Annotated in this window: 28 protein-coding genes; 19 read left to right on the plus strand and 9 right to left on the minus strand. The window is 59.6% G+C overall.

The genetic code is table 11. The annotated features are described in order from the left end of the window. Positions 1-24: 24 nt before the first annotated feature. Genes rfaF through DXXMK7_RS20225 form a run of 4 tightly spaced genes read left to right on the plus strand, consistent with a single transcriptional unit; the run spans position 25 to position 4,258 of the window. The gene (gene rfaF, locus DXXMK7_RS20210) at positions 25-1,077 is read left to right on the plus strand and encodes an ADP-heptose--LPS heptosyltransferase RfaF (protein WP_038920558.1); all 1,053 of its coding nucleotides are present in this window, start codon (positions 25-27) and stop codon (positions 1,075-1,077) included. Then, positions 1,074-2,045 carry a lipopolysaccharide heptosyltransferase RfaC gene (rfaC, locus tag DXXMK7_RS20215; RefSeq protein WP_038920559.1) on the plus strand — a complete coding sequence of 324 codons (972 nt, stop codon included), beginning with the start codon at positions 1,074-1,076 and terminating at the stop codon, positions 2,043-2,045. The genes rfaF and rfaC overlap by 4 nt, the downstream gene beginning before the upstream one ends. A 12-nt stretch (positions 2,046-2,057) precedes the next feature. Further along, positions 2,058-3,143, plus strand: coding sequence for a putative lipopolysaccharide heptosyltransferase III (rfaQ, locus tag DXXMK7_RS20220; protein ID WP_038920560.1), 1,086 nt, complete (start codon positions 2,058-2,060; stop codon positions 3,141-3,143). Further along, positions 3,140-4,258, plus strand: coding sequence for a glycosyltransferase family 4 protein (locus DXXMK7_RS20225; RefSeq protein WP_038920561.1), 1,119 nt, complete (start codon positions 3,140-3,142; stop codon positions 4,256-4,258). The genes rfaQ and DXXMK7_RS20225 overlap by 4 nt, the downstream gene beginning before the upstream one ends. Before the next feature lie 94 nt (positions 4,259-4,352). On the opposite strand, the gene DXXMK7_RS20230 is transcribed toward DXXMK7_RS20225, so the two are convergent. The 3 genes from DXXMK7_RS20230 to DXXMK7_RS20240 are packed head-to-tail and all read right to left on the minus strand — an operon-like array spanning position 4,353 to position 7,788. Next, positions 4,353-5,561 carry an O-antigen ligase gene (locus DXXMK7_RS20230; RefSeq protein ID WP_038920562.1) on the minus strand — a complete coding sequence of 403 codons (1,209 nt, stop codon included), beginning with the start codon at positions 5,559-5,561 and terminating at the stop codon, positions 4,353-4,355. Then, positions 5,561-6,667 carry a glycosyltransferase family 9 protein gene (locus DXXMK7_RS20235; protein WP_038920563.1) on the minus strand — a complete coding sequence of 369 codons (1,107 nt, stop codon included), beginning with the start codon at positions 6,665-6,667 and terminating at the stop codon, positions 5,561-5,563. Before DXXMK7_RS20235 ends, DXXMK7_RS20230 begins: the two co-directional genes overlap by 1 nt. Further along, the gene (locus tag DXXMK7_RS20240) at positions 6,664-7,788 is read right to left on the minus strand and encodes a glycosyltransferase family 4 protein (RefSeq protein WP_038920564.1); all 1,125 of its coding nucleotides are present in this window, start codon (positions 7,786-7,788) and stop codon (positions 6,664-6,666) included. Before DXXMK7_RS20240 ends, DXXMK7_RS20235 begins: the two co-directional genes overlap by 4 nt. Positions 7,789-8,339: 551 nt before the next feature. Here DXXMK7_RS20240 and waaA point away from each other — a divergent pair. Genes waaA through coaD form a run of 3 tightly spaced genes read left to right on the plus strand, consistent with a single transcriptional unit; the run spans position 8,340 to position 10,877 of the window. After that, on the plus strand, positions 8,340-9,617 hold the full coding sequence (waaA, locus tag DXXMK7_RS20245) for a lipid IV(A) 3-deoxy-D-manno-octulosonic acid transferase (protein WP_038921159.1): 1,278 nt from the start codon (positions 8,340-8,342) through the stop codon (positions 9,615-9,617). Continuing rightward, entirely contained in the window at positions 9,617-10,408 is a 792-nt protein-coding gene (locus DXXMK7_RS20250) for a glycosyltransferase family 2 protein (RefSeq protein ID WP_038920565.1), read from the plus strand. The genes waaA and DXXMK7_RS20250 overlap by 1 nt, the downstream gene beginning before the upstream one ends. Continuing rightward, positions 10,398-10,877, plus strand: a complete 480-nt coding sequence (gene coaD, locus DXXMK7_RS20255; RefSeq protein WP_038920566.1) for a pantetheine-phosphate adenylyltransferase — start codon at positions 10,398-10,400, stop codon at positions 10,875-10,877. The genes DXXMK7_RS20250 and coaD overlap by 11 nt, the downstream gene beginning before the upstream one ends. Positions 10,878-10,920: 43 nt before the next feature. Here coaD and mutM read toward each other — a convergent pair whose 3' ends face one another. From mutM to radC, 4 genes are all read right to left on the minus strand, one after another. Then, positions 10,921-11,730 (minus strand): bifunctional DNA-formamidopyrimidine glycosylase/DNA-(apurinic or apyrimidinic site) lyase, encoded by an 810-nt coding sequence (mutM, locus tag DXXMK7_RS20260; RefSeq protein ID WP_038920567.1) that lies wholly within the window; start codon positions 11,728-11,730, stop codon positions 10,921-10,923. 75 nt (positions 11,731-11,805) lie between these two features. Then, the gene (gene rpmG, locus DXXMK7_RS20265) at positions 11,806-11,973 is read right to left on the minus strand and encodes a 50S ribosomal protein L33 (RefSeq protein WP_012763802.1); all 168 of its coding nucleotides are present in this window, start codon (positions 11,971-11,973) and stop codon (positions 11,806-11,808) included. A gap of 11 nt (positions 11,974-11,984) precedes the next feature. Then, positions 11,985-12,221 carry a 50S ribosomal protein L28 gene (gene rpmB, locus DXXMK7_RS20270; RefSeq protein ID WP_012763801.1) on the minus strand — a complete coding sequence of 79 codons (237 nt, stop codon included), beginning with the start codon at positions 12,219-12,221 and terminating at the stop codon, positions 11,985-11,987. 238 nt (positions 12,222-12,459) lie between these two features. Beyond that, the gene (radC, locus tag DXXMK7_RS20275) at positions 12,460-13,125 is read right to left on the minus strand and encodes a DNA repair protein RadC (protein WP_038920568.1); all 666 of its coding nucleotides are present in this window, start codon (positions 13,123-13,125) and stop codon (positions 12,460-12,462) included. 189 nt (positions 13,126-13,314) lie between these two features. Between radC and coaBC the strand changes: the two genes are divergently transcribed. From coaBC to slmA, 3 genes are all read left to right on the plus strand, one after another. Then, a complete protein-coding gene (gene coaBC / locus DXXMK7_RS20280; protein ID WP_049842695.1) occupies positions 13,315-14,586 on the plus strand; it encodes a bifunctional phosphopantothenoylcysteine decarboxylase/phosphopantothenate--cysteine ligase CoaBC in 1,272 nt (423 codons plus the stop codon). After that, positions 14,555-15,013 (plus strand): dUTP diphosphatase, encoded by a 459-nt coding sequence (dut, locus tag DXXMK7_RS20285; protein WP_038920569.1) that lies wholly within the window; start codon positions 14,555-14,557, stop codon positions 15,011-15,013. Before coaBC ends, dut begins: the two co-directional genes overlap by 32 nt. A 108-nt stretch (positions 15,014-15,121) precedes the next feature. Then, on the plus strand, positions 15,122-15,718 hold the full coding sequence (gene slmA, locus DXXMK7_RS20290; RefSeq protein WP_013319939.1) for a nucleoid occlusion factor SlmA: 597 nt from the start codon (positions 15,122-15,124) through the stop codon (positions 15,716-15,718). Between the two features lie 48 nt (positions 15,719-15,766). Here slmA and pyrE read toward each other — a convergent pair whose 3' ends face one another. Together pyrE and rph are read right to left on the minus strand one after the other, a co-directional pair. Beyond that, on the minus strand, positions 15,767-16,408 hold the full coding sequence (pyrE, locus tag DXXMK7_RS20295; protein WP_038920570.1) for an orotate phosphoribosyltransferase: 642 nt from the start codon (positions 16,406-16,408) through the stop codon (positions 15,767-15,769). Between the two features lie 103 nt (positions 16,409-16,511). Further along, positions 16,512-17,228: a ribonuclease PH gene (gene rph, locus DXXMK7_RS20300; protein WP_033568040.1), complete on the minus strand. Its 717-nt coding sequence runs from the start codon at positions 17,226-17,228 to the stop codon at positions 16,512-16,514. A 178-nt stretch (positions 17,229-17,406) separates the two neighbouring features. Here rph and DXXMK7_RS20305 point away from each other — a divergent pair, with 178 nt between their 5' ends. The 9 genes from DXXMK7_RS20305 (at position 17,407) to DXXMK7_RS20345 (ending at position 26,979) form a co-directional block, all read left to right on the plus strand. Next, on the plus strand, positions 17,407-17,808 hold the full coding sequence (locus DXXMK7_RS20305; RefSeq protein WP_049842701.1) for a YidH family protein: 402 nt from the start codon (positions 17,407-17,409) through the stop codon (positions 17,806-17,808). A 6-nt stretch (positions 17,809-17,814) separates the two neighbouring features. Then, positions 17,815-18,153, plus strand: coding sequence for a DUF202 domain-containing protein (locus tag DXXMK7_RS20310; RefSeq protein ID WP_038920571.1), 339 nt, complete (start codon positions 17,815-17,817; stop codon positions 18,151-18,153). Between the two features lie 244 nt (positions 18,154-18,397). Further along, positions 18,398-19,405 carry an N-acetyltransferase DgcN gene (dgcN, locus tag DXXMK7_RS20315; protein WP_038663531.1) on the plus strand — a complete coding sequence of 336 codons (1,008 nt, stop codon included), beginning with the start codon at positions 18,398-18,400 and terminating at the stop codon, positions 19,403-19,405. Between the two features lie 4 nt (positions 19,406-19,409). Next, the gene (gene dgcA, locus DXXMK7_RS20320) at positions 19,410-20,375 is read left to right on the plus strand and encodes an N-acetyl-D-Glu racemase DgcA (protein WP_038663533.1); all 966 of its coding nucleotides are present in this window, start codon (positions 19,410-19,412) and stop codon (positions 20,373-20,375) included. 20 nt (positions 20,376-20,395) lie between these two features. After that, positions 20,396-22,291, plus strand: coding sequence for an ABC transporter ATP-binding protein (locus DXXMK7_RS20325; protein ID WP_038920572.1), 1,896 nt, complete (start codon positions 20,396-20,398; stop codon positions 22,289-22,291). A gap of 212 nt (positions 22,292-22,503) precedes the next feature. Continuing rightward, positions 22,504-24,060: a glutathione ABC transporter substrate-binding protein gene (locus DXXMK7_RS20330; RefSeq protein ID WP_038920573.1), complete on the plus strand. Its 1,557-nt coding sequence runs from the start codon at positions 22,504-22,506 to the stop codon at positions 24,058-24,060. A gap of 17 nt (positions 24,061-24,077) precedes the next feature. Then, on the plus strand, positions 24,078-24,998 hold the full coding sequence (locus tag DXXMK7_RS20335) for an ABC transporter permease (protein ID WP_038920574.1): 921 nt from the start codon (positions 24,078-24,080) through the stop codon (positions 24,996-24,998). Between the two features lie 8 nt (positions 24,999-25,006). Then, positions 25,007-25,909 (plus strand): ABC transporter permease subunit, encoded by a 903-nt coding sequence (locus DXXMK7_RS20340; RefSeq protein ID WP_038920575.1) that lies wholly within the window; start codon positions 25,007-25,009, stop codon positions 25,907-25,909. Positions 25,910-25,920: 11 nt separating this feature from the next. After that, the gene (locus DXXMK7_RS20345; RefSeq protein WP_038920576.1) at positions 25,921-26,979 is read left to right on the plus strand and encodes a P1 family peptidase; all 1,059 of its coding nucleotides are present in this window, start codon (positions 25,921-25,923) and stop codon (positions 26,977-26,979) included. Positions 26,980-26,993 lie beyond the last annotated feature (14 nt).

Raw genomic sequence — 26,993 nt, forward strand, 5'->3', positions numbered from 1 at the left:
TTGCCGTAAGGAAACACGAACGGTATGAAAATTCTGGTTATCGGCCCTTCCTGGGTGGGCGACATGATGATGTCGCACAGTCTTTACCGCACCCTGAAGGCCGAACACCCGGACGCCATCATCGATGTGATGGCGCCGGCCTGGTGTCGCCCGCTGCTGGCGCGCATGCCCGAAGTACATCAGGCATTGCCCATGCCGTTGGGACACGGCATGCTGGCGCTCGGCGAACGTCGGCGACTGGGCGTATCGCTGCGCGAGCAGCGATACGATCGCGCCTATGTGCTGCCCAATTCCTTCAAATCGGCGCTGGTGCCTTTTTTTGCCGATATTCCGCATCGCACCGGCTGGCGCGGTGAAATGCGTTACGGTCTGCTCAATGACCTACGGGTTCTGGACAAAGCCGCTTTCCCGCTGATGGTGCAGCGCTATGTCGCGCTGGCTTATGACCGTGCCCGCATTCATACCGCCGCTGATTTGCCTCAGCCTTTACTGTGGCCGCAGTTGGCGGTGAATGACGCCGAAATTGCGGATGTCACCGCCGCCTTTAATTTGACCGACGCCCGGCCGCTGATTGGTTTCTGCCCCGGCGCCGAGTTCGGCCCGGCCAAACGCTGGCCGCATTACCACTACGGTTCGCTGGCACAAACGCTGATTGAACAAGGTTATCAGGTCATCTTGTTCGGTTCGAACAACGACCGTCAGGCAGGTGAGGACATCCGTCAAACCCTGAGTGCCGATGCCCGCGAACATTGTCTCAATCTGGCCGGGCAGACTGCGCTGGATCAGGCGGTGGTGTTGATCGCCGCCTGTCAGGCGATCGTCAGCAACGACTCGGGTCTGATGCACGTGGCAGCAGCGCTCAACCGCCCACTGGTGGCGCTGTACGGCCCCAGCAGCCCGGACTTCACCCCGCCGCTCTCCCACCAGGCCGAGGTCATCCGCCTGATCACCGGTTATCACCGGGTGCGCAAGGGCGATGCCGAACAAGGGTATCATCAGAGCCTGATCGATATTCAGCCGCAACAGGTGCTGGACGCCCTGTCACGCTATCTGCCCGCCAAAGGGGAGCCTGCATGAGGGTATTGATCGTCAAAACGTCTTCCATGGGCGACGTGCTGCACACCCTGCCCGCACTCACCGATGCGATGCAGGTGATTCACGGCATCCAGTTCGACTGGGTGGTGGAAGAAGGTTTTGCCCAGATCCCCGGCTGGCACCCGGCGGTTGATCGCGTCATTTCGGTGGCAATCCGCCGCTGGCGCAAAAGCTGGTTCAGCCGTGAAACCCGCGCCGAGCGGGCCGCATTCAAAACACAGCTGCGGGAAAAACGCTATGATGCGGTCATCGATGCGCAGGGGCTGCTGAAAAGCGCGGTGCTGGTGACCCGCCTGGCACTCGGCAACAAGCATGGGCTGGACTGGAAAAGCGCCCGCGAGCCGCTGGCCAGCTGGTTTTATCAGTATCGACATCCGATCGCCAGCCAGCAGCACGCGGTAGAACGCATCCGGGAGCTGTTTTCCGTCAGCCTGAATTACCGTAAACCGACGGAACAGGGCGATTACGCCATTGCGGCGCGTTTTCTGTCGGCACAGCCCGCCGACAGCCAGCCGTATCTGGTGTTTCTGCATGCCACCACCCGGGATGAAAAACACTGGCCGGAGTCGCACTGGCGCGAACTGATCGCGCTGGCCGAACCTCGCGGACTGCGCATCAAATTGCCCTGGGGCGCGGAGCACGAGCACCAGCGGGCGCAGCGACTGGCAGCCGGGTTTTCTCACGTGGACGTGCTGCCCCGGCTTACTCTGGAACAGGTCGCAGGCGTACTGGCGGGCGCGCAAGCCGTGGTCTCGGTGGATACCGGGCTCAGTCACCTCGCCGCCGCGCTCGACCGCCCCAACATCACGCTGTACGGCCCGACCGATCCGGGGTTGATTGGCGGCTACGGCCAAAACCAGCATGTCTGCCGTCCGGCAGGCAGCCGCAATCTGGCGGATCTCCGCGCCGCCGATGTGTGGCAGCACTGTGCTTCTCTCTTGACTGAATAAGGCGGTTTTACTGTGACCTCACCGCGTAAGGTTGAACTCCGGCGAATCCTTATTACCAAATTCCGCCATCATGGCGATGTGCTGCTGACATCGCCGCTATTTTCCATTCTGCGTCAGCGTTACCCGGACGCCCAAATCGACGCGCTGGTGTTTGCCGACACGGCGGAAATGCTGTCGCTGCATCCGGCGATTGACCAGCTTTATACCGTCGACAAAAAATGGAAAAAACTTGGGCCGTTCGGTCATCTGGCGAAAGAGTGGGCGCTGCTGAAAACGCTGCGGGCGCAACGTTATGACGCCATCATTCACCTGACCGAGAGTATGCGCGGTTTATGGATCGCGCGTCTGGCTGGCATCCCGCTCGGCGTCACCTTTCGCAACAGCGCACGCGACAAACTGTCGTTCTGGAAAAAGACGTTTCAGTATCGCGTACCGCGCATTCCGCGCCGCCACACGGTGGAATCCCATCTGGATACCCTGCGAGTACTGGGGATCCAGCCGGAACCGGAAGCGCGTCGGTTACAACTGATCGCCGGCGAGGAGGCCGATCAGGCGGTAGACCAGAAACTGCGGGCCCAGCAATGGCAGGGGCAACCCTTCATCGTGGTTCATCCAACATCGCGCTGGCTGTTCAAATGCTGGAAGAGCAGCGCGATGGCGGAAGCCATCAACACCCTGTGCGAACGCGGCCACACCATCGTGCTAAGCGCTTCGCCGGCGGAAAGCGAAATGGCGATGATCGCCGACATCAAGTCGCGCCTGACCCATCCGGTGTTGGATCTGGCCGGCCAGTTGACGCTCAAACAGCTGGCGAGCCTGATCGGCAAAGCACAATTGCTGCTGGGCGTGGACTCGGTGCCGATGCATATCGCGTCTGCGATGCAAACGCCGGTGGTGGCGCTGTTCGGCCCCAGCGGAGAAACCGAATGGGCGCCGTGGATGACCGTCAACCGGGTGATAGTCTCCGACCGCCATCCCTGCCGCCCTTGCGGTAAAGACGGTTGCGGCGGCAGCAAGGTTAGCGACTGTCTGCAGCAAATCAGCGTTCAACAGGTGCTGCTGGCGGTTGATTCGGCACTGCTGGAGGCACAGGGATGAAACTGGCGATCGTGCGGCAGAAATACCGTCCGGACGGCGGGGCAGAGCGCTTCGTTTCCAGAGCGCTCGACGCGCTCAGCAACCACCGTTCAATCGATGTCAGCGTTATCACCCGCAGTTGGGAAGGCGCGGAACAGGTCAACCGCAACGTTATCATCTGTAACCCGCGCATCACCGGCCGGGTCCAGCGCGAGAGCGCGTTCGCACAGGCTGCTCAGCAGCACTTCGCCGCGTTCGATCTGGTGCAGAGCCACGAACGGATTCCAGGCTGCCATATTTACCGCGCCGGCGACGGCGTTCATCAGTCCTGGCTTACCCAGCGTTCGCGGATTCTCAACCCGTTGCAGCGACGTCTGCTGTGGTGGTCCGGTTTTCACCGCTATGTGATGGCGCAGGAGCAGGCGATGTATCAGCATCCATCGCTGAAAGCCGTCATCTGCAACTCGCAGATGGTGGCGGATGAAATTCGCCACTACTTTGGCCTGCCTGCCGATAAAATTCAGCTGATTTACAACGGGGTAAACACCGACACCTTTACCCCCGACCTGCGCGCGACCTACCGCCGCGCGCTGCGTCAGCAACTGGGTGTACCGCAAAACGCGCCAGTGATGCTGTTTGTCGGTTCCGGTTTCGAGCGCAAAGGGCTGGCGGGCGCGATCCACGCCATCAGCGGCGTTCCTCAGCATCCGCACCTGATCGTGGTGGGGAAAGATAAGCACAGTCGTCGTTATCAGCGTCTGGCCCGGCGGCTCGGCGTCGCCGATCGGGTTCATTTCGTCGGTATGCAGCCGGATACCCGGCCCTACTACGGCGCGGCGGATATGCTGCTGCTGCCGACGCTGTACGACCCGTTCCCGAATGTGGTGTTGGAAGCGATGGCCAGCGGACTGGGGGTGATTACGTCACAACAGTGCGGCGGCAAAGAGTTTATCCAGTCAGGTTTGAACGGGTTTGTTTACGATTCGCTGGACTATGACGGCCTGCGCCAGTCGGTACGACAGGCTTGCGAAACCGGGTTCGGCGGGTTTGGCGAGCAGGCGAGAGCCAAAGTGGAACGCTACGACCTGCGCTTTCTGAGCGATAACATGCTCAAACTCTATGAACAGTTGATTTGATGCTATACCGGGTGCGCCGCGATTTTCGACGTATGCCTTTCGGTAAAAGAAGCCGGGTCACGGGCGACGTTACGTCCATGACCCGGCTGTCGGATCAGATAAAACGCTGACGATCGTAGCGATACTGGCTCAGCCACAGTGCAAAACAGAGCATGCTCAGATTGGCATGTTCATGATGGAAAGTGGTGTTAACCAACCCAACCACCAGCGTGACCACCAATGCCGAGCAGGCCGCCCCCCACGATAGCCAGGAAACCGGCAACGCATTTTTCTTCGGTATATAACGCGCCAACGTCACGCCCATCGCGCCAAACAGGCTGAAGACCCAAAAAGCGCCCCAGACGCCGTTTTCCGCCAGCACGTTGATAAAGATATTATGGGCATGAGAAACATGTGTGAACAGTGGCTTATCTGGCCATTTATTGATGTCGATTTTCTCGAAGTTTTCCTTCCCTACACCAAAGAAAGGATGCTGTTTGAAGACATCAAGAGCTGAACTCCAGATAACATCACGATAACTCAATACATTGTTATCCGAAGCATTTTGCTCCTGTTTTACCACAACGCGCGCATTACTGAGGATTGCAACCGCAATTAACCCGGCGATAAAGACAGCAGGCAGCAGCAGAAATTTTTTATTTTTTCTGGCGAACCCTACTCCCAAAACCAGCGCCACCACAAGAACGGCCCCGAAGGTCGCCCGGCTTTCACCAAACGCCACATAGACCAGAGACAGCGCCAGCATGGCTATCCACATCAGTCGTTTGCCAACGCCCAACATCGACCAGTAACTGAACAGAACCGTCAACGCCATCCCGCAAATAATAGCGTTATAGATGGCGGCGTGATTCACATGACCAACCGAGTTGAGCGTCCAGTACGTTTCCCTGCCGAGGTAAAAGTGTTCCCACGCGCCATAAATCAGACCGACGAATGTCCCCAGCGTGGCCCAGAACACCAGACCGATTTTCTGCTTTTCGCTGAAACTGGCATGATAGATCACCCAGCCGAACAGCATATAACGGGCTACATCGGTCAGAGAACGCACATCGGTGTGATAAGCGGAAAACGGCAGGCCAACCAGATACGAGAGTATGTAAAGGGCAAAAAACAGATCCCACCCTGACCACTGGCGCTCTTTTTTATTCATGACCGCCTGAACGATCACCCACAGCAGCAACAGCGCCATGGCGATGTTTTTAGGCGCTTCGGCCAACGGGTTAACAAAAATAGCCAGCGCACTGAGAAAATACAGGCCGCGATTATCGGTACGTCGGGTGTTAAACGATAACTGAGTTGTCATTAAATCTTTCTCAACAAATGGGTAAAAGCCGTCTGAATCTCAGGAAGGGAAATCTGTTGCATACACGCTGACTGCCCGTCGCAGAACTGCAGGCAGCGCGTTTCATTCCGATTGCACCGTTCAAGCCAGGACAATTCACGGCCAAATAGCGTGTGCTGGTCGCGACAAGGAATCGGGTGGAAACCGATGTTGATAATCGGGTTATTCTGCCAGAAGCGGCCGGGACCAAACGCGACCGGATTACCCGGACCATACAGCGTCATGGTCGGGGTATTGACCCATTTCGCCAGATGCGCCACGCCGGTGTCGGCGCAGATCAGCGCTTTCGAACCCGCCAGCAGCGTCAGCAGTTGCGACAAAGACAACTCACCGGCAAAACTGCGATAACGCCGTTCCGGGTCAATCGCGTCAACGATATACCGTTCATTGCCGCCGCCGCTCCATACCGGGGTGTAACCTTGCGCCGCCAGCCAATCCGCCAACGCCAGCCAGCGCTCCGGCGGCCAGAAACGCACCGGATTGCTGGCGCCGACATGCAGTACGACAAAAGGCGACTCCGGCGGGGAAAAATCGCACGCCGGCGCAGACCAGCGCTGAGGCGCGGGCAACTCGCCGTCCGTCAGGGCGGCCATCGCGTCGCCCCACGCCATCGGTTCAACCGGATAGTCTCGATATTCATTGACCGGCCAGCTCTTGGCGTTGCGCAGCGCAGGTCGATGCGCAACGATCCAACGGCTGCCCGCCGCCAGCGCCAGCCAGCTATAGCGGTTGTCGCCTGGAATCAACGCCAGATCATAGGGTCCGCTGTTAACAATCGCCGACACCGACGACGCCGAAGCGGGTTGGTAAGGCATCGGCACTACGCCGTAGGGATTCAGGCGATAAACCTCGACGAACGGCGGCTTGCACAGCAGCACGATTTCCGCCCGCGGATAATTACGCCGCAGCTTGGCCAGCAACGGCGTCAGCATCACGGTATCGCCCAGCAACAGATTGTGGGCGACCAGAATGCGTTTCACCGCTGTCGGCGCGCGACGCCAGGGCTTTTTCAGCAACTGCAGCAGACCGCGCGGAAAAATCCGCAACCGGGCGGAAAATTTACTCATGAACGAGTCGACCGCTGGCTGTTCCGGAAAATAGTGGTCATTCGATCGAGCATGATATCCGCGCCAAACTGCTCGGACGCGCGTTTGAGCGCCGCTTCGCCAAATTGGGCGCGCAACGCATCGTCGCCCATCAGTTGACGCAATTTCTGTTCCAGCAACGCGGTATCTTTGGGCGTGATCAAATAGCCGGTCTGTTCATTGACCACCGCTTCGTCAATCGCGCCGACCGTGGTCGACACCACCGGCAAGCCGCAGGCCATCGCCTGCATAATGCTTTGCGGTACGCCTTCGTTGCCGTAGGAGGGCAGCACAAACAGATCCATGCTGTTCAGGCAATCCGGCACATCGTCGCGGTTGCCCAGAAAAATGACCCGATCGGCCAGCCCCATCGAGGCGACCTGCTGCTCCAGCGCCTGACGCTGCGGCCCATCGCCCACCATCAGCAACTGCCAGTCCGGAAAATCCTTCGCCAGCGTCTGCCAGGCCTCCAGCAGATAGGTGTGCCCTTTCCAGGAACGCATGGTCGCCAGAATACCCAGCGTCGGCCGATCCGGCACGCCGATGGTCTGACGGGCGCTCTGCCGGGCAGCCTGACGATAAAAGCTCAGGTCGATGCCGGTCGGCACCGAGGTCATATGCGACAACGGATAGCGATTGTCGCGATGCAACTGCTGACGCAGCCGTTCGCCGGTGGTGGCGATGTGGCGGGTTGCGGTCATGTACAGCCAGCGGGTGGTCAGCGAACGGTTGATGTCGGTGGAAACATGGCGGGTACGCACCATCGGCGGCACCCGTTTTCCCAGCATCAGCCCGGCGACCGCGACCAGCCAGGCATCGGTGGAGCTGTGCGTATTGATGATATCGAACGCGCAACCGTGCTGACGCAGCCAACCGACCAGCGCCAGCAGGGAAGACAACCGTTTTTTCTCGATCGGCAGCCCAACCACGGCAATACCCCGCGCCTGCGCTTCACGATAAATATTGGAGTGCGGACAACACAGAATGGTGACCTTATGGCCACGCTTCATCATTCCCTGAGACTCCGTAAGAATACGAATTTCCTGCCCGCCCCAACCACAAGAGGACTCGGTATGTAATATATTTAAAGATGTGTCTAACATCTTTTTATACCTATATCAAATAAGCCTTAAATCATAAACCGCCTATAATACATGAAGGCTGGCGAAGAATCCTGTACAAAATGCGTTCGTCATACGTTAAAGAGAGGATTGATTTAAGATCGGAATCGTAAAACGGAATGTCGCCAGGCTGTTCAACTTTCTGCCATTTTTCGATAACGCCACCACCTTACTCCCCACGGTATCAAACACATTTTGAAATAAACCACCATATCGTTAAATATTATTTGATAATTCACTTCATGAGTTGATAAATATATTTTCTTCACTGGATAAAAATAGAGTAAATATTTATTTACCTTGTCCTTTTGTTTTAATTATTACGTCCCTTTATTCCCCTAATTGATGTTTCCTGCGACGAATAATCCTGTTTGTCATCAATCATTAATCCAACGTACAACGGTGCAATTTCCAGCGCTAATTACCTGTTTCTTCGGTAGAAAGGAGAACACCGACCGTAGCCGGTTAAAATGATAGATTTAACCGCTATAAATATATAGAATTCGCTATCGCCGACTATAATACCGATGATTATGTTACAAACGCTGTACACCTTTCTGTTTTACATGATCCAGCCGCTTATCTGGCTGCGCCTCTGGCTCCGGGGCCGCAAAATCCCCGCTTACCGCAAACGCTGGGGGGAGCGCTACGGCTTCTACAGGAATCAGGTAAAACCCGAAGGCATACTGCTGCATTCCGTCTCCGTCGGAGAGACGCTGGCCGCGGTGCCGCTGGTCCGCGCCTTGCGCCACCGTTATCCATCTCTGCCGATTACCGTCACCACCATGACGCCGACCGGCTCCGAGCGCGCGTTATCCGCATTCGGCAAAGATGTTTACCATGTCTACCTGCCCTACGATCTGCCCGGCGCTATGGCGCGCTTTCTCGACCATGTGCAGCCGCGTCTGGTAATCATCATGGAAACCGAGCTGTGGCCTAACCTGATCACGGCGCTGCACCAGCGCAAAATTCCGCTGATCATCGCCAACGCTCGTCTGTCCGAACGTTCCGCCAACGGCTACCGTAAACTCGGCCGCTTTATGCGAACGCTGCTGCGTCGCATCACCCTCATTGCGGTGCAAAATGAGGAAGATGGCGAGCGCTTTATCAATCTGGGGCTGAAACGCACCCAGTTGAACGTGACCGGCAGCCTGAAATTCGATATTTCCGTCACGCCGGAGCTGGCCGCGCGCGCCGTGACGCTGCGTCGACAGTGGGCGCCGCAGCGCCCGGTGTGGATCGCCGCCAGTACCCATGAAGGCGAAGAAAAAATCATCGTCGACGCCCACACCGAATTGCTGAAAGCCTTTCCTACTCTGTTGCTGATTCTGGTGCCGCGCCATCCCGACCGTTTTGACGATGCCAAAGCGATCGTCCGCAAGGCCGGGCTGGAATATACTCTGCGCAGCGCAGGTACCGTTCCTCCCGCCTCGTCTCATGTAGTGATTGGCGATACCATGGGTGAACTGATGCTGCTGTACGGCATTGCCGACCTGGCATTTGTCGGCGGCAGCCTGATTGAGCGGGGCGGACACAATCCGCTGGAACCGGCTGCGCACGCCATACCGGTGCTGATGGGACCGCATACCTTCAATTTCAAGGATATCTGCGCCCGCCTGCAGGAATCCGATGGGCTGATCACCGTGCGGGATACCGCATCGCTGGTGGAACAGGTCACCACCCTGCTGTCCGACGATGATTATCGCCGTTATCACGGCCACCATGCCGTGGACGTACTGCACAAAAATCAGGGCGCGCTGCACAGTCTGCTGGCTCTGCTGGAGCCCTATCTGCCGCCACGGAGTCAGTAATGAGCCGGAAACGCCTGTCCGTCGTTCTTATCAGCCATAACGCGGCGGAGCTGCTGCCCGACTGTCTGGCGTCAGTCGACTGGGCCGACGAGATTATCGTGCTGGATTCCGGCAGCAGCGACGACACTCTGGATGTCGCCCGCCGCCACGGCGCGCAGGTTTATCAGAACACCGACTGGCCCGGTTTCGGCAAACAGCGTCAACTGGCGCAGCAGTATGCCAGCGGCGATTACATCTTCATGATTGATACCGACGAACGGGTCACGCCGGCGCTGCGTCAGTCCATCGAGACGACGCTCGAATCCCCTGAAAGCGATGCCGTCTATCGCTGCGCGCGCCGCAATCTGTTTCTGGGGCGCTTCATGCGTCACAGCGGCTGGTATCCGGATGAGGTTATCCGCCTGTACCCCAACCGCTACCGTTACAACGACAACGCGGTACACGAATCCCTCGATTATGGCGCCGCCCGGGTGATTTCGCTGGATGGCGACCTGAAGCACCTGACCTGCCGGGACTTTTTCAGTTTCCAGCAAAAGCAGTTCGCCTACGCGGCAAGCTGGGCGGAAGAGCGCTTTCGTCAGGGCAAACGCTGCGGTTTCTCCTCCATCGTACTGCACACGCTGGGAGCGTTTGTCAAAACCTGGCTGTTGCGGGCCGGCTTTCTGGACGGCAAACAAGGACTGTTGCTGGCCATCGTAAATGCACAGTACACATTTAACAAATATACTGGTCTATGGGCCCTGAATAACCGGCGCGACACTCACCAGGAACATCAGCACCATGAAGACTAGAGCCATCTATCCCGGCACCTTTGACCCGCTGACCAACGGCCATCTGGACCTGTTGACACGCGCGGCGCGCATGTTCGATCACCTGATTCTGGCTATTGCCGCCAGCCCCGGTAAAAAAACGCTGTTTACGCTGGAAGAACGGGTGGCGCTGGCTAAAGAAGCCACGCAGCATCTGTCGAACATCGAGGTGGTTGGGTTTACCGATCTGATGGCTAATTTCGCCCGGCAGCAGCGGGCGACGATTCTGGTGCGGGGGTTACGCGCCGTGTCTGATTTCGAATACGAACTGCAACTGGCCAAAATGAACCACCACCTGATGCCGACGCTGGAAAGCATATTTCTGATGCCATCGGAGCAGTGGTCTTTCATCTCATCGTCATTGGTTAAAGAAGTTGCCCGTCACGGCGGCGACGTTTCACACTTTTTGCCACGACCTGTCGCCGCTGCTCTGCTGGAAAAATTAGGCTGAGCGCTACGCTATCGTTGTTTAATTACTCCGGAACGGATTGCGCTTAACGCTGACAGCACTTACAGAAAAAAGTGCTGCGCTGGCCCTGCTTGATGCTCTCAATCGGCGTGCCGCAATGGTGACAGGGCTCGCCGCTTCGGCCATAGACCTGCAACTCCTGCGCAAAATAACCCGGTTTGCCATCGGACTGCAGAAAATCCCGCAGCGTGGTGCCGCCCTGCTCAATCGAGCGTTGCAATACCTGCTTGATGGAACGTACCAGTTGGTCCGCTTCAACCTCAGACAGCGAACCCGCCGACCGGTTCGGCAGAATACCGGCGTTAAACAGCGACTCGCTGGCGTAGATGTTGCCTACGCCCACCACCAGCTTGTTATCCATAATCCACAGCTTGACCGGCGTTTTACGACCGCGGGATTGGGTGAACAGATAGCGACCGGAAAAATCGTCGCTGAGCGGTTCCGGCCCCAGATGCGCCAGCACCGAACTGGTCGCCGGGTCATCACACCACAGCCAGGCGCCGAAACGACGCGGATCGGTATAACGCAGCACCTTACCGCTGTCCATCACCAGGTCGACGTGGTCATGCTTATCCGGTTCGCTGTATTCCGGCAACACCCGCAAACTGCCGGACATGCCAAGATGGACGATTATCCAGCCGGTCGTCAGCTCAATCAGCAGGTATTTGGCGCGCCGCTGCACACTCAGCACCGGCGTATCGCTCAGCGACAGAATTTCAGGAGAGACGGGCCAGCGCAGGCGCGCATTACGCACCTCGGCATACAAAATAGTATGACCGACCAGCCAGGGTGAAATGCCGCGGCGGCTGGTTTCCACTTCGGGTAATTCTGGCATGCGTCCTCCGGTGAAACGTCCTGCTGAAGCGATAAAAAAACCCGGCCGAAGCCGGGTTTTTCAGATCCACTAAAATTACTTGATTTTAGCTTCTTTGTAGACGACGTGCTGACGAACGACTGGATCGAATTTTTTCAGTTCCAGTTTTTCCGGCATCGTACGTTTGTTCTTCGTAGTGGTATAGTAGTGACCAGTACCAGCAGAAGAAACCAGCTTGATCTTCTCGCGAACACCTTTAGCCATGATTCAGTTCCTTAATACTTTTCACCACGGGCACGCAGATCGGCCAGAACCGCTTCGATACCCTTTTTATCGATAACACGCATACCTTTAGCAGATACGCGCAGCGTTACAAAACGCTTCTCACCTTCAACCCAAAAACGATGGGAATGCAGGTTTGGCAGAAAACGGCGTTTAGTCGCATTCATTGCGTGGGAACGGTTATTACCGGTCACCGGACGCTTGCCAGTAACTTGGCAGACTCGGGACATGTCTATTCTCCAAAAATCAAATCAGCTCGAGCTTCGTAGAGGGTGTCGGCCGCCTCGTCAGGCTTTAGAGCCCATCTCAGCAACTTCACTGAAAAGACTCTGTCATCAGGGTAAACCTGCTGAGATAGGCTCTTAACGCCACACCCAAGATTCTCAAAGGTGGCGTAGTATACGCTCTGAAGCGTATGCGCTCAAGTCCCGAACAGCTAAAGATCCCACAGGATCGCGGAAATATCTTTCAAATCCACCCTCGCTCGGCAAAAGAAACGTACTCGCCGCGCCCGATAACCAGGTGGTCGAGCACCCGAATTTCCAGCAACTGACAGGCTTGCACGATTTTTCCGGTGATGGAACGGTCGGCCTGACTGGGCTCCGCTCGACCGGACGGATGGTTATGCGCCAGAATCAGCGCGGCGGCGTTGGCTTTGAGAGCCTCACGCACAATCTCGCGCGGATGCACCTCCACGCTGCTGATCGTGCCGGCGAACATTTCCTGATGACGAATCACTCGGTGCTGGTTATCCAGAAACATCACCAGAAAGATCTCCCGTTCATGATGCGCCAGCAGCAATTGCAGATACTGCTGCGTCACTTCCGGGTTAAGCATGGCGTCCTCCCGCGCCAGATGGGAAGAAAACAGCCGCCGGGCCAGCTCCGCCACCGCCTGCAACTGCGTATATTTGGACACCCCCACGCCCCGTGCGGTGCAAAAGGTGTCTTTGTCCGCCATCATGAGCTGATACAACGACCCAAACTGCACCAGCAGACTTTCCGCCAGTTGCATCACATGCGTACCTGCGATGCCGGTACGCAGAAAGATCGCCAACAGTTCCGTATCGCTCAACGCCCCGGCGCCCAGCGTCATCAGTTTTTCACGCGGCGCACACCCGTCATTCCATGCCATTGCTGCTCTCCTTGCCGAACGGTGGCTTATCATCCCATGCGTCCGCCAAAGGGACGACAGGCCGGTGCGCGGGTTGCGAGGCGTTCCGCAATTTTTTCTGTATCAGGAAATGCGATACCTAACATTCCTCGACCTGCGGCAGCTTATGATAAAATGCAGCCTCTTTTCGGCTGACAAACGGATATAACGATGACAGATTCTTCCAGTCTGCACGGGCTTTCCGGCACGCTGCTTGCGGAAAAACGGCTTGCAGGAAAACATATCGTACTGGGCATCAGCGGCGGCATCGCCGCCTACAAATGCCCGGAACTGGTTCGACGCCTGCGCGACAGAGGCGCCGAGGTGCGCGTGGTGATGACGCCCGCCGCCAGCGCGTTTATCACGCCGTTGACGCTGCAGGCGGTGTCCGGTCATCCGGTATCGACCGATCTGCTGGATCCCGCCGCCGAGGCCGCCATGGGCCATATCGAGCTGGGGAAATGGGCGGACCTGGTGATTCTGGCTCCTGCGTCAGCAGACCTGATCGCCCGGATGGCGGCAGGCATGGCCAACGATCTGCTGACTACCGTCTGTCTGGCGACGGCGGCGCCTGTCGCCATCGCACCGGCCATGAACCAGCAGATGTACCGCGCCGCCGCCACACAGCACAATCTGGGCGTGCTGGCTGCCCGCGGCGCGTTGATCTGGGGTCCGGACAGCGGCAGTCAGGCCTGTGGCGATGTCGGCCCCGGCCGGATGATTGATCCGCTGGAGATTGTGGCGAACGCCGACGCGCACTTCTCTCATGTCAATGATCTGCAACACCTCAGTGTTATGGTGACGGCAGGGCCGACGCGTGAAGCGCTGGATCCGGTGCGCTTCATCAGCAATCACAGTTCCGGGAAAATGGGATTCGCCATCGCCGCCGCCGCCGCCGCGCGCGGGGCTCGCGTGACGCTGGTGGCAGGCCCGGTTAATTTACCGACGCCTGATAACGTCACTCGTATTGATGTCATCAGCGCGCAGGAAATGCACCAGGCCGTGATGCGTGAAGCGCCGCAGCAGAATATCGTGGTGGGCTGCGCCGCCGTGGCGGACTACCGGGCGCAGGCGATCGCCGATGAAAAGATCAAAAAACAGGGTGATGAAATCAGTGTCACTTTGGTCAAAAATCCGGATATCATCGCCGATGTGGCCGCCATGAGCGAAAACCGTCCTTATGTTGTCGGGTTTGCCGCCGAAACCAGTAATGTGGAAGAATACGCGCGCCAGAAACTGGCCCGCAAACAGCTGGACCTGATTTGCGCGAATGATGTATCCCTTTCCGATCAAGGGTTTAATTCGGAAAATAATGCATTGCATCTTTTCTGGCCAGGCGGGGATAAGCGCCTGCCGCACGGCAGCAAACACCTGCTGGGCCAACAGTTAATCGACGAGATTGTCAGCCGTTATGATGAAAAAAATCGACGTAAAAATTCTTGATGCGCGTATCGGACAACAGTTCCCGCTGCCGACCTACGCAACGCCGGGTTCTGCCGGGCTGGACCTGCGCGCCTGTCTGGACAGCGCGGTGGAACTGGCGGCTGGCGCAACCACGCTGGTGCCGACCGGTCTGGCTATCCACATCGGCGACCCGTCGCTGGCTGCGGTGATCCTGCCTCGTTCGGGCCTCGGCCACAAACATGGCGTAGTGTTGGGCAATCTGGTGGGTCTGATCGATTCCGACTACCAGGGTCAGTTGATGGTGTCGGTCTGGAACCGCGGCAGCCAGTCTTTCACCATCGAACCCGGTGAACGCATTGCCCAGATGGTATTCGTGCCGGTGGTGCAGGCCGAATTCAATCTGGTTAACGATTTTGTCGGCAGCGAACGGGGAGAGGGTGGTTTCGGCCATTCCGGCCGTCACTGATACGCCCCATCCCTGCCTCCCAGGAAAACTATAAAGCCACAGCGTTAAGGCGATTGTGGCGCTATCTGGTGTTTGTCCGTCACATTTTTATCAAGGGTCTTTTCTGACATGGCAGAGAAAGAAAATACGAAAAGGAATCGTCGCGAAGAAATTCTGCAGGCGCTAGCGCAGATGCTGGAATCCAGCGACGGCAGTCAACGCATTACCACCGCCAAGCTGGCCGCCACCGTCGGCGTTTCAGAAGCCGCGCTTTACCGGCACTTTCCCAGCAAAACGCGGATGTTTGACAGCCTGATCGAATTTATTGAAGACAGCCTGACCACTCGCATCAACCTGATTCTGCAGGATGAAAAAGACACCTTTAACCGGCTGCGGCTGATTTTGTTGCTGATTCTCGGCTTTGCGGAGAAAAACCCCGGCCTGACGCGCATTCTCACCGGTCACGCGCTGATGTTCGAGCAGGATCGGTTGCAGGGCCGCATCAACCAGCTGTTTGACCGCATCGAATCCCAGTTGCGTCAGGTGCTGCGCGAACACAAGCTGCGTAGCGGCGAAGCGTTCCGCCATGACGAAACGCTGCTGGCCAGCCAGTTGCTGGCGTTCTGCGAAGGCATGCTGTCGCGCTTTACCCGCTCCGAGTTCCGCACCCTGCCCACGCAGGATTTCGATACCCGCTGGCCGCTGCTGGCTGCCCAGCTTCAGTAACCGCACTGCGTGGCAACTCGCCACGCCGCTTATTTCACGCCCTGAATTTCACACGCCGAACTGCGCGCGATAGGCTTTCACCGCCTCCAGATGCGCGGCCATCTCCGGTTTTTCGGCCAGATAGGTAATCAGATCTTCCAGAGTGATGATCGACGTAACCTTGCACTGGTAGTCGCGTTCCACTTCCTGAATGGCGGACAGTTCGCCGCGGCCGCGTTCCTGACGGTCCAGCGCGATCAGCACGCCCGCCAGCGTCGCCCCCTGTGCGGCGATGATTTCCATCGACTCGCGGATGGCGGTGCCGGCGGTAATCACATCGTCCACCAGCATGATGCGGCCTTTCAGCGGGCTGCCGACCAGATTGCCGCCCTCGCCGTGATCCTTGGCTTCCTTACGGTTGAAGCAGTACGGCACATCGCGGTCGTGGTGCTCCGCCAGCGCCACCGCAGTGGTGGTGGCAATCGGAATGCCCTTGTAGGCCGGCCCGAACAAGACGTCGAATTCGACGGCGGCGTCCACCAGCGCCTCGGCATAAAAACGCCCCAGCAACGCCAGATCGCGCCCGGTGTTGAACAGCCCGGCATTAAAGAAATAAGGGCTGATACGCCCGGATTTCAGGGTAAATTCGCCGAACTTCAATACCTGCTTGCTGAGTGCGAATTCGATAAACTGGCGCTGGTAGGCTTTCATGACTCCCTCTCCTGTAACGACCGCGGGGCACCCCGCCGTCCTGACGACATAGCATAAAAAAATGATGGCATAAAAAAGCGACCACTGGGGTCGCTTTGAAAAATCAGTCGGCCAGTGCGGCCTTCTGCGCGTTGACAATATCTTCGATGCCCCGGCGCGCCAGCGCCAGCAACGACAACAACTCATCGTGGCTGAACGGCTCGCCCTCGGCGGTGCCCTGCACCTCGATCATACGGCCGTCTTCGGTCATCACCACGTTCATGTCGGTTTCCGCCGCGGAGTCTTCCACGTATTCCAGGTCGCACACCGCTTCGCCGTTGACGATCCCGACCGATACCGCCGCCACCATGCCTTTCAGCGGGCTGGTTTTCAGCTTGCCGCTGGCCACCATGCCATTCAGCGCGTCGGCCAACGCCACACAGGCGCCGGTGATGGACGCGGTGCGGGTGCCGCCATCGGCCTGCAGCACATCGCAATCCAGCGTGATGGTGTATTCACCCAATTTGTTCAGATCGACCGCGGCGCGCAGCGAACGGGCGATCAGCCGCTGGATTTCCAGCGTGCGGCCGCCCTGCTTGCCTTTCGCCGCTTCACGGGCGTTACGGCTGTGAGTAGAACGCGGCAGCATACCGTATTCAGCGGTAATCCAGCCTTGTCCCTGACCTTTCAGAAAACGCGGTACCCCTTCTTCCACCGTGGCGTTGCACAATACCTTGGTATCGCCAAACTCAACCAGCACCGATCCTTCGGCATGTTTGGTGTAGTGGCGGGTTAATGTAAGAGGGCGGATTTGCTGGGCATTTCGGCCTGTTGGGCGCATGGCTCGTCTCCGGGCAGGTTCATTAAACTGGCGCGCATTATACGGTCTTCCCCCTGCCCTGCCTACCGCCAGTCACGATTAAAATTTCATCAATTTTTCCGCCGCCATCCGCCTCACTGGCTGGAGAGCCGCGGCCCGGCCATGTAGAATGCGGGCATTGTCTATCCGCTGGCCGTTGATGCCCATGAGTGACCCAGCCGCTTCACCCACTTCACCGACGTCGTCCGACAAGAAAATCCCCTGGCAGCAGCAGGGCTCGACGCCGGATTACCGCTTTTCGCTGGCCAACGAGCGTACTTTTCTGGCCTGGATCCGCACCGCGCTGGCGTTTCTGGCGGGCGCGGTCGCCATTGACCAGTTTGCGCCCACGCTGGCGCCGCCCGCCGTCCGGGGCGGCATTGCGGTGGTGCTGTCGCTGGCGGCGGCGCTGCTGGCGTGGATGGCTTATCGACGCTGGGCCGACAACGAGCGGGCGATGCGCACCGGGCAAGCGCTGCCTTATACCCGTATGCTGATTATCATCGCCAGCTGCGTGAGCGCCATTTCCGTCGCGCTGGCGTTGGTTATCCTGCTGCTGTAGGCCGCCATGATTCCCTCTGCCGATACCCCGCCGCGCGATCCGGGTCTGCAGCCTGAACGTACGCGGCTTGCCTGGTCGCGGACCGCTTTTGTGCTGCTGGTCAACAGCGTACTGCTGTTGAAAGCCGGATCGATGAAAAGCCAGCCGCTGATGCTGGTTGTCGGGCTGTTTCTGCTGCTGATGACGCTGATTACCTATATCTGGTCACGCCTGCGGTTGCGCGCCCTGTTGCGCAGCGGCTACCCCTGTACCCGGCAATTAATGTGGATGATGCGGCTACTGATGCTGACGGTGGTGGCAACCGCACTGAGTCTGCTGCTCGGGCTGGTGGTCTTCTACACGTAATCCGCGAAGCGTTTTCCTACCGATGTAAAAGATTTTGATCTGCCTGTTTCGACATAACCCGCCGCTATACCCTGCCGGCATTTGCAAACACTATTCCTTAAATAACAATAAATTAAATAAAATCACCCCTATAACGTCAGGTTATACCACACCCATAAACAAGCATTCGTCAGGAAAAAAGCATCGTGGAATAGTCTTAGACATCACCTTTATGCAACCACTATGCAACCACGGATAAGACATCATGCTGATTCCACAACCTTACCTGCTTTTTCTTGGCGACGTGACCGACCCGCTGGCGGTGAAAACGGCGCGCGGCATTCACACCTGGCGCCCCGAACAGTGCGTAGGTCAGCTGCGCCTGCCGGGCAGCACGGTGTCGCTGGGGCTCGATGATCTGGATATTCCGTCCGCCGTGGCGCGCGGCGCCAAAACGCTGGTGCTGGGCACCGCCAACGCCGGCGGTTTTTTGCCGCCTCACTGGCTGGATACCGTGCGCGCCGCTATCGAAGCCGGCATGAACGTCGCCAACGGCCTGCATCAGCGCCTGATCGACGTCCCCGGTTTGCAGGCGCTGGCGGAACAGCATCAGGTACAGCTGTTCGATATTCGCCACCTGCGCCCGGAACTGACCGTCGGCAGCGGCAAAAAACGCAGCGGCAAGCGTGTGCTGACCGTCGGCACCGACTGCTCGGTCGGTAAGATGTACACCTCGCTGGCGCTGGAATCCGCCATGCGCGCGCAGGGGCTGAAAGCCGATTTTCGCGCCACCGGTCAGACCGGGGTGCTGGTCGCCGGCGACGGCATCGCCATTGACGCGGTGATCGCCGACTTCATCGCCGGCGCGGCGGAAGCGCTGTCTCCGGCCAACGACGACGACCACTGGGATATCGTCGAAGGCCAGGGATCGCTGTTTCATCCGTCCTACGCCGGGGTGACCACCGGTCTTATCCACGGCGCACAGCCGCACTGGCTGGTGATGTGCCACGAAATGGGCCGCCCGCACATGCGCCACCTGCCCCATCAGCCGATGGTGGAACTGGGCGACTGCGTGGACGCCAACCTGCGCGCCGCCCGCGTCACCAATCCGGACGTACAGTTGGCCGGTTTCGCCATCAACACCTCCAACTATGGCGAACAGGAAGCGCGCGATTACTGCCGTGACCTGAGCGAACGCTTTGGCGTGCCGGCCACCGACCCGATCCGCTTCGGTATCGATGACATTGCGACGCTGCTGAAAACCCGGGGGTAAGCCCATGCGACAGATGCAAATCGAAACCGTGGAATTGCCGCTGGCTCGTCCTTTCGCCATCTCCCGCGGCACCCGCACCGCCGTCACGGTGGTGCGCGTCACGCTGGAAGAGCGCGGCTTTATCGGTCGGGGAGAATGCACCCCCACCGCGCACTATCAGGAAACCGCCGACAGCGTGACCCGCCAGTTGGAAACCGTGCGTCAGGCGGTGGAAAACGGCATCGGCCTGGAAGCATTGCAGCAGTCGTTGCCGCCGGGCTCCGCCCGCAACGCGCTGGACTGCGCCCTATGGCGGCTGAACGCCGCGCTGGCCAGACAGACGCTGTGGCAACACCTCGCCATTGCGCCGCCGCAGTCGATCATCACCGCCGAGACCCTGAGTCTCGACAGCGTGGAAAACATGGCGAACGCCGCCAAAGACGCGGTCTCCCGCGGCGCGCTGTTGCTGAAAATCAAGCTCGATCGGGAACTGATTCTGGAAAAAGTGGCGGCGATTCGCCAGTCCGCGCCCAACGTGACGCTGATTGTGGACGCCAACGAAGCCTGGGGCGGACTGGAACTGGAGCCGCTGCTGCGCCAGCTTGCCGCGCATCGCATCGCGATGGTGGAGCAGCCGTTGCCCGCCGGGCAGGACAGCGCGCTGGCGACGTTTGAACACGCCATTCCGGTGTGCGCCGACGAAAGCTGCCATCACCGCGGCGACATCGCCGCCCTGCGCGACCGCTACGAAATGATCAACATCAAGCTGGACAAGTGCGGCGGGCTGACCGAAGCGCTGGCGATGGTGGCGGAAGCACGCCAGTACGACATGCGCATCATGGTGGGCTGCATGCTCGGCTCCTCGCTGGCGATGGAAGCCGCCATGCCGGCGGCGCTGGCCGCCGAACACGTGGATCTGGACGGCCCGATCTGGCTGGCGGCGGACAGCTCGCCGTACCTGACGTATAACCTCGGCCGCATCTGGCTGTGACAGAACCTACCGGAGTGACGATGACGGATACCACCTCAACCGCAATCCCTGCTGCGATCGCGTCCGACCCGGCGCCGCAACCGGTGCTGGAGATCGATGACCTGAGCGTTAGCTTCAGCGGCCGCTCCGGCACCCATCTGGCGCTCAAGGGCGTCTCTTTCAGCCTCAACAAAGGGGAAGTGGTGGCGGTGGTCGGCGAGAGTGGCTCCGGCAAGTCGGTCACCTCTCTGACGGTAATGGGGCTGCTGGCCGCTTCCGCCCGCATTGAACGCGGCGGTATCCGCTTTATCGATAGCGCCGGTCGCCGCCACGACCTGCTGAGCATGAAGGACGACGCCCGCCGTCGGCTGCGCGGCCGCGATATGGCGATGATCTTTCAGGAGCCGATGACCTCGCTCAACCCGGTGCTGAAAGTGGGCGACCAGCTCACCGAGGCGTTGCTGGATCACCAGATGTGCGACGCCGCCAGCGCCGACAACAAAGCGCGCGAGCTGCTGCGCAAGGTGCGCATCGCCGACATCGACCGGGTGATGGACAGCTACCCGCACTCGCTGTCCGGCGGCATGCGCCAGCGGGTGATGATCGCTCAGGCGCTGGCCTGCGACCCGCAGTTGCTGATCGCCGACGAACCCACCACCGCGCTGGATGTCACGGTGCAGGCGCGCATCCTGCAAATCCTGCGCGACCTGCAACGCCAGAGCAACATGTCGGTGTTGTTCATCACCCACGACATGGGCGTGGTAGCGGAAATCGCCGACCGCGTGGTGGTGATGTACCGCGGCGAGGTAGTGGAACAGGGAACGGTGGACGCCATTTTCAACCGCCCGCAGCACGACTACACCAAAGCGCTGCTGGCGGCGGTGCCGCGGCTGGGCGACATGCGCGACAGCGCCTGGCCCCGCCGTTTCCCGCTGCTGGGGCAGCAAAGCGCCGCGCCCGAACAGGACCATACCACCGCGCGTTATGACGCGCCGCCGCTGCTCGATATCCGCGGTCTGAAAGTCTATTACCCGATACGCAGCGGCATTCTCTCCTCCGTCACCCACCGGGTACATGCGGTGGAGCAGATCGATTTCGCCGTCTGGCCGGGTGAAACGCTGGCGATCGTCGGCGAATCCGGCTGCGGCAAATCCACCACCGGGCGGGCCTTGCTGCGTCTGGTGGAAAGCCAGACCGACAGCCTGCTGTTCGACGGGCAGGAAATCGCCAGCCTGCGCGACCGCGACTTCCAGCCGCTGCGCCGCAAAATGCAGATGGTGTTTCAGGACCCGTATGCCTCGCTCAACCCGCGTCTGACCGTCGGTTTCACCATCGCCGAGCCGCTGCTGCTGCACGGGCTGGTGAAATCGCTAGAAGATGCCACGCCGCAGGTGCAGGCGCTGCTGAAAAGCGTCGGCCTGCAACCGGAACACGCCCAGCGCTATCCGCACGAATTTTCCGGCGGCCAGCGCCAGCGTATCGCCATCGCCCGCGCTATGGCGCTGCAACCGCAGGTGATCATCGCCGACGAGGCGGTGTCGGCGCTGGACGTGTCGATTCAGGCGCAGGTGGTCAACCTGATGATGGATTTACAGCAGAAAACCGGCGTGTCGTGGATTTTCATCTCCCACGACATGGCAGTGGTGGAACGCATCGCCAACCGAGTGGCGGTGATGTACCTCGGTCAGATCGTGGAAATCGGCCCGCGCCAGTCGGTATTCAACAATCCGCAGCATCCGTATACCCGACGCCTGCTGGCTTCGGTGCCGATCGCCGACCCTGGCCGCCGCTATGCGCGCGAGCTGGACGACAGCGAAATTCCCTCGCCGCTGCGCAAGGCGAACGAGGTGGTGGAAAAAGCCCGTTACCGCGAAGTCGCCCCGCACCATTGGGTGAGCGAAGCCGGGCTCGGACCGTCCGCCAGTAGTAAATCGTAGTTAGTTATAAACCGTAGTTAGTTATAAACCGTAGTTAGTTATAAACCGTAGTTAGTTGTAAATCGTAGTGCCGTCCAACACCAGGGACACCTCACGTCACCGTGAGCAATAACAAACCGTCATACACGAACGGTTGATTACATCATAAAAAACAAAAAGTTAATAAAAGCAGCAATCACAACCAGCAACACACACCATTTACAGGAGACACCATGAAACCGTTACTATCCACAGTAACTTCACGCCGTTCCGCTGTCGCTCTTGGGCTGTCATTGTGTCTGGCCGCTGCGGCTCAGGCACAGGATCTGCGCATTTCCATGTATGCCGATATTACCGGGCTGGACCCGCACGATACCTCGGACACCCTGAGCTACTCCATCCAGAGCGGGATCTTCGAGCGTCTGTTCCAGTTCGACAACCAGATGAAACTGGTACCGCGGCTGGCCACCGGTTACACCGGCAACGCCGACGCCACCGAATTCACCATCACCCTGCGCGAAGGCGTCACCTTCCAGGACGGCACGCCGTTCAACGCCGATGCGGTGAAAGCCAACCTCGACCGTCTGGCCGACCAGACCAAAGGGCTCAAGCGCAACAGCCTGTTCAACATGATCAAAAGCGTGACGGTACTGTCGCCGACGCAGGTGAAAATCGAGCTGAACAAATCCTTCGGCGCCTTCGTCAACACGCTGGCCCACCCGTCGGCGGTGATGCACAGCCCGGCGGCGCTGAAACAGTATCCGGACGAAACCCAGCTGCGCGTGCATCCGGTCGGCACCGGCCCGTTCAAGTTCTCCGAATGGCAGCAGGGTAAAGACGTCAAGCTGGTGAAATACGACAACTACTGGCAGAAAGGCTGGCCGAAAGTCGACAGCGTGACCTTCTACCCGTCGCCGGAAGACGCCACCCGCGTCGCGGCGCTGAAATCCGGTCAGTCCGACGCCATCTACCCGCTGCCGTCCGACCTGGTAAGCACGGTGGAAGGCGACGCCAAGCTGGCTATCCAGCGTGACCCCAGCATCTATCTGTACTACATGGCGATCAACACCCAGCACGCGCCGCTGAACGACGTGCGTGTGCGTCAGGCGCTGAACTACGCCATCAACCGTACCATCTGGCTGAAAGTCGGCTTTGCCGGCATGGGCTTGCCCGCCGCCTCCGCCATGGCGCCGCGCGTACAGTTCTTCACCAGCCAGAGCGAACCGAACTACACCTACAGCCCGGCCAAGGCCAAAGAACTGCTGAAGGAAGCCGGCTACGAAAAAGGGCTGGAGCTGAAACTGTGGACCACCAACACCACCGCCGCGGTGCGTAGCGCCCAGTTCTTCAAACAGCAGTTGGAACAAGTCGGCATCAAGGCGACCGTCACCCCGATGGACTCCGGCGCGCGCAACGAAAAACTGTGGGGCGTGAAAGACCCGAAACAGGCCGAGTTTGACCTGTACTACGGCGGCTGGTCGCCGTCCACCGGCGATGCCGACTGGGCGCTGCGTCCGCTGTTCGCTACCGAGTCCTGGGTGCCGAAAGCCTACAACGTCTCTTACTACAGCAACCCGGACGTGGACAAAGCCATCATGGCCGGTCTGGCGACTCCGGATAACGACAAACGCGCCGCCGCTTACGCCGATGCTCAGAAGCTGATCTGGAAAGACGCGCCGGTGGTGTTCCTGGGCGTGCCGGACAACCTGGTGGGCAAAGTGAAAAATCTGTCCGGCGTTTACATGCTGGCTGACGGTTCGCTGATCTTCGATCAGGCTGAGTTCAAGTAATCGCACAGGGGATCGCCATGTTTGCTTATATCGTCCGACGTTTGCTGGAAATGATCCCGGTCTTGCTGGTGATCTCCCTGTTGGTGTTCGGTTTTATCAAGCTGTTACCGGGTGACCCGGCGCGGATCTACGCCGGCCCCGACGCCCCCATCGAGGCGGTGGAAGCCGCCCGTGAGCGTCTGGGGTTGAACGATCCGCTGCCGCAGCAGTACCTCAACTGGCTGGATGGGCTGGTGCACGGCGATCTCGGCATCACCTACCGCACCCAGCAGCCGGTGCTGACGGTCATCCAGAAAAGTTTTATGCCGACGCTGTGGCTGGCGTTGGCCGGTTTCGCCTGGTCGGTGATCCTCGGACTGCTGATCGGCGTGTTTGCCGCGCTTAAACGCGGCAAATGGCAGGACTGGTCGCTGATGAGTCTGGCGGTGGGTGGTATCTCGATGCCGCCGTTCTGGCTCGGCCTGCTGCTGATCCAGTTCGTCGCCATGCCGTTCGGCGTGTTCTCGGTCAGCGGCTACAACAAACCGGCCGACATCATCCTGCCCGCGCTGACGCTGGGCGCCTCGGTGGCCGCCGTGATGGCGCGTTTTACCCGTTCCGCCTTCCTGGAAGTGATGCAGGAAGATTATGTACGCACCGCCCGCGCCAAAGGGCTGCGCCAGCGGCTGATCGTCTGGAAACACGTGATGCGCAACGCGCTGATTCCGGTTATCACCATGCTCGGGTTGCAGTTCGGTTTTCTGCTGGGCGGCTCCATCGTGGTGGAAAGCGTGTTCAACTGGCCGGGGCTCGGCTGGCTGCTGATCGAATCCATCAAGACGCAGGATCAGCCGGTGATTCAGGCGCTGGTGATGCTGTTCGTGTTTGAATTTATTCTGATTAATCTGCTGGTCGACCTGCTGTACGCGGTGGTGAACCCGGCCATTCGTCTGCGTTAGGAGCTGCGATGAACACTTCTCAAGAGCCGACCGTGGCAACCTCATCCGCCCTGAACGACAGCGCGATTCGTTCACCGTGGCGTGATTTTCTGCATGCGTTCATCCGCAACCCGATGGCGCTGGCTTCCGGCGGTTTTGTCCTGCTGCTGGTGCTGGTGGCGGTGTTCGCCCCCTGGCTGGCGCCCTGGAATCCGATGGATCCGGACTGGATGGCGCTCGGCGAGGCGCCGACCACCAGCCACTGGATGGGCACCGACGATCTGGGCCGCGACGTAATGAGCCGCATTATTTACGGCGCGCGCATCTCGCTCTACATCGGCATCGTCTCGGTTACGCTCGGCATGCTGGCGGGCATCGCCCTCGGTTTGCTGGCGGGCTATTATGGCCGCAGCATCGACATGCTGATCATGCGCGGTTGCGACGTACTGTTCGCCTTTCCCGGCATGCTGCTGGCGATCGCAGTGGTGGCGATCCTCGGCCCCGGCCTCAATAACGTGATTATCGCGGTGGCGGTGTTCAGCGTGCCGGTGTTCGCCCGTATCGTGCGCGCCTCCACGCTGTCGCTCAAACAGGCAGCCTATGTCGAAGCGGTACGCTGCGCCGGCGCGCCGGACCGGGTGATTCTGCTGCGCCATATTCTGCCCGGCACGTTGTCGAACGTGATCGTTTATTTCACCATGCGCATCGGCACCAGTATCCTGACCGCGGCCGGCCTGAGCTTCATCGGCCTGGGGCCAGAGCCGGACGTGCCCGAGTGGGGCAACATTCTGGCGATGAGCCGCAGCATGATGATGGCGGGACAATGGCACGTCAGCGTGTTCCCCGGTCTGGCTATCTTCTGCACCGTGCTGGCGTTCAACCTGCTGGGCGACGCGCTGCGCGATACGCTGGACCCGAAACTGAAAAGCTGAGCAAACACACCATGACATGTTACCAACAGGCACGACTGACGCCGCTGCTGCAACGCTGGCGCTCGGAACGACAGCTCGGCACGCCGCGTACGCCGCTTGGCCCGCACAATCGCCTGAGCGACGTGCCCGGCGTACGGGTCGGCCACCATACGCTGGCGCAGGGCGAGATTCAGACCGGCATCACCGCCATCGTGCCGCCCGGCGATAACCTGTTTACACAACCGTTGCCCTGCGGCGCCGCGGTGCTCAACGGCTTCGCCAAACCGGTGGGGCTGGTGCAGATTGAAGAGCTGGGACGATTGCAGACACCTATCCTGCTCAGCAACACCCTGTCTGTCGGCACGCTGTTTACCACGCTGGTGCGCGACGCCATTGGCCGCAACCCGGAACTGGGCCGTAACCTGCCGACCGTTAACCCGCTGGCGCTGGAGTGCAACGACGGCTGGCTCAACGATATTCAGGCGCTGGCGGTCAGCGAAGAGATGGCGCGCGCGGCGCTGGATAACGCCACGGCCGATTTCGCCCGCGGCAGCGTCGGCGCCGGGCGCGGCATGAGCTGCTTTGCGCTCAAAGGCGGCATCGGCACCGCCTCCCGGCTGATTCCGGAACTGAACGCCACCCTCGGCGTGCTGGTGCTGGCCAATTTCGGCACCCTCTCCGCCCTGACGCTGGACGGCGTACAGGTCGGCGAGGCGATCGCGCCGCTGCTGCCGGAACTGGCGCCCCAGCGCGACGCCGGTTCCATCATCATTATTATGGCCACCGACGCCGCGCTGGATGCCCGTCAGTTGACCCGCATCGCCCGTCGCGCCGGCGCCGGTCTTGGGCGGCTCGGCAGCTACTGGGGGCACGGCTCCGGCGATATCGCGGTGGCCTTTTCCACCCAGCCGACGCCCCAACCGCCGGAAGACGCACAGCTGGAAGCGCTGCTCAATGCGGCGGCCGACGCCACCGAACACGCGGTGCTGGATGCCCTGCTGCAGGCAGAGGCCGTCACCGGTTTTCGCGGCCACCATCGCCCGGCCCTGACGCAGGTGCTGGACCGTCTGGCACAGGATTTCCCCGCATAACCGCCTGATGAAAC

This window comes from Dickeya sp. MK7 (assembly GCF_000406305.1).
GTDB classification, from domain to species: Bacteria; Pseudomonadota; Gammaproteobacteria; order Enterobacterales; family Enterobacteriaceae; genus Dickeya; species Dickeya fangzhongdai.

What these genes read in the sequence shown, in the direction of transcription:
- dgcN (WP_038663531.1), top strand. Translation starts at nt 18,398, where the DNA reads ATGCTGATTCCACAACCTTACCTGCTTTTTCTTGGCGACGTGACCGAC.
- DXXMK7_RS20230 (WP_038920562.1), bottom strand. Translation starts at nt 5,561, where the DNA reads ATGACAACTCAGTTATCGTTTAACACCCGACGTACCGATAATCGCGGC.
- dgcA (WP_038663533.1), top strand. Translation starts at nt 19,410, where the DNA reads ATGCGACAGATGCAAATCGAAACCGTGGAATTGCCGCTGGCTCGTCCT.
- dut (WP_038920569.1), top strand. Translation starts at nt 14,555, where the DNA reads ATGATGAAAAAAATCGACGTAAAAATTCTTGATGCGCGTATCGGACAA.
- coaBC (WP_049842695.1), top strand. Translation starts at nt 13,315, where the DNA reads ATGACAGATTCTTCCAGTCTGCACGGGCTTTCCGGCACGCTGCTTGCG.
- radC (WP_038920568.1), bottom strand. Translation starts at nt 13,125, where the DNA reads ATGGCATGGAATGACGGGTGTGCGCCGCGTGAAAAACTGATGACGCTG.
- DXXMK7_RS20345 (WP_038920576.1), top strand. Translation starts at nt 25,921, where the DNA reads ATGACATGTTACCAACAGGCACGACTGACGCCGCTGCTGCAACGCTGG.
- DXXMK7_RS20240 (WP_038920564.1), bottom strand. Translation starts at nt 7,788, where the DNA reads ATGTTAGACACATCTTTAAATATATTACATACCGAGTCCTCTTGTGGT.
- DXXMK7_RS20330 (WP_038920573.1), top strand. Translation starts at nt 22,504, where the DNA reads ATGAAACCGTTACTATCCACAGTAACTTCACGCCGTTCCGCTGTCGCT.
- DXXMK7_RS20235 (WP_038920563.1), bottom strand. Translation starts at nt 6,667, where the DNA reads ATGAGTAAATTTTCCGCCCGGTTGCGGATTTTTCCGCGCGGTCTGCTG.
- DXXMK7_RS20310 (WP_038920571.1), top strand. Translation starts at nt 17,815, where the DNA reads ATGATTCCCTCTGCCGATACCCCGCCGCGCGATCCGGGTCTGCAGCCT.
- rfaC (WP_038920559.1), top strand. Translation starts at nt 1,074, where the DNA reads ATGAGGGTATTGATCGTCAAAACGTCTTCCATGGGCGACGTGCTGCAC.
- DXXMK7_RS20325 (WP_038920572.1), top strand. Translation starts at nt 20,396, where the DNA reads ATGACGGATACCACCTCAACCGCAATCCCTGCTGCGATCGCGTCCGAC.
- pyrE (WP_038920570.1), bottom strand. Translation starts at nt 16,408, where the DNA reads ATGAAAGCCTACCAGCGCCAGTTTATCGAATTCGCACTCAGCAAGCAG.
- rph (WP_033568040.1), bottom strand. Translation starts at nt 17,228, where the DNA reads ATGCGCCCAACAGGCCGAAATGCCCAGCAAATCCGCCCTCTTACATTA.
- mutM (WP_038920567.1), bottom strand. Translation starts at nt 11,730, where the DNA reads ATGCCAGAATTACCCGAAGTGGAAACCAGCCGCCGCGGCATTTCACCC.
- rpmG (WP_012763802.1), bottom strand. Translation starts at nt 11,973, where the DNA reads ATGGCTAAAGGTGTTCGCGAGAAGATCAAGCTGGTTTCTTCTGCTGGT.
- DXXMK7_RS20225 (WP_038920561.1), top strand. Translation starts at nt 3,140, where the DNA reads ATGAAACTGGCGATCGTGCGGCAGAAATACCGTCCGGACGGCGGGGCA.
- waaA (WP_038921159.1), top strand. Translation starts at nt 8,340, where the DNA reads ATGTTACAAACGCTGTACACCTTTCTGTTTTACATGATCCAGCCGCTT.
- DXXMK7_RS20335 (WP_038920574.1), top strand. Translation starts at nt 24,078, where the DNA reads ATGTTTGCTTATATCGTCCGACGTTTGCTGGAAATGATCCCGGTCTTG.
- DXXMK7_RS20305 (WP_049842701.1), top strand. Translation starts at nt 17,407, where the DNA reads ATGCCCATGAGTGACCCAGCCGCTTCACCCACTTCACCGACGTCGTCC.
- coaD (WP_038920566.1), top strand. Translation starts at nt 10,398, where the DNA reads ATGAAGACTAGAGCCATCTATCCCGGCACCTTTGACCCGCTGACCAAC.
- DXXMK7_RS20340 (WP_038920575.1), top strand. Translation starts at nt 25,007, where the DNA reads ATGAACACTTCTCAAGAGCCGACCGTGGCAACCTCATCCGCCCTGAAC.
- rfaF (WP_038920558.1), top strand. Translation starts at nt 25, where the DNA reads ATGAAAATTCTGGTTATCGGCCCTTCCTGGGTGGGCGACATGATGATG.
- slmA (WP_013319939.1), top strand. Translation starts at nt 15,122, where the DNA reads ATGGCAGAGAAAGAAAATACGAAAAGGAATCGTCGCGAAGAAATTCTG.
- rpmB (WP_012763801.1), bottom strand. Translation starts at nt 12,221, where the DNA reads ATGTCCCGAGTCTGCCAAGTTACTGGCAAGCGTCCGGTGACCGGTAAT.
- DXXMK7_RS20250 (WP_038920565.1), top strand. Translation starts at nt 9,617, where the DNA reads ATGAGCCGGAAACGCCTGTCCGTCGTTCTTATCAGCCATAACGCGGCG.